Annotated in this window: 1 protein-coding gene; it reads left to right on the top strand. The window is 49.6% G+C overall.

Going from position 1 to position 784, the window contains the following annotated elements; all coding sequences use genetic code 11:
- Window positions 1-784 (top strand): flagellar hook-associated protein FlgK (gene flgK / locus R7Q46_RS26415; protein WP_318078118.1); only part of this gene is annotated, 784 nt, incomplete at both ends.

The raw sequence follows: 784 nt of genomic DNA, 5'->3' as shown, positions 1-784 counted from the left end.
GCCAGGATACAGCCGTCAACAAGCGTTGATGGCGACAGTTGGTGATGGTAAGTCCAACCGCTTAAGTTCTGGCATGGGTGTGGAAGTGACCAGCATCCGCCGTGTAACTGATCAGTTCTTGGTTAAACAAACTTGGTCTACCAATAGTTTGGCGGCTTACGCGGCTGGTTACACCAGCAACATGAGCCAACTAGAAAACACCTTGGGTGCAGACGGATTTAGTATCTCTGCTGGCTTAGATTCGCTTAACGCCGCGCTTAACGACGCGACAGTGAAGCCAGAATCGATGCCTTACCGCCAGCAAATCATCAATGAATCAGAAGCATTGGCTCGACGTTTCAACACACTAACTCAGTCTTTGCACAACCAACATAAAGACATGAATGATCAGCGCACTGCTGCGCTGACTCATGCAAACAGTCTGATGTCGAACATCGCTCACGTGAACAAGCAAATCGTTGAAATGCAAGGTACAGGCGGTAACCCTGCTCAATTGATGGACACGCGTGAAAAGCTGATCGGTGAGCTGTCACAAGTGATCGAAGTGAAAACAACCGATCAACCGGATGGCAGCATGCAGGTGACGTTGGTTTCTGGTCAGCCGTTAGTCATGGGCTCGGACTTTGGTCAACTGTCTGCGATTCCTGATCCAAGCGATCCGTATCTTGCGGATCTGCACGTGAATTTTGCTAATCAAAGCTTCGCTATTGGCGATTCGGTCGGGGGTAAGTTGGGTGCCATCAACGATTACCAAACCGACGTTCTAAAGCCAAACCAAGTAGCG

This window comes from Vibrio sp. 811 (assembly GCF_033339195.1).
The sequence above is the reverse complement of the archived record's forward strand: the minus strand, read 5'-3'. Positions and strand labels throughout refer to the sequence as shown.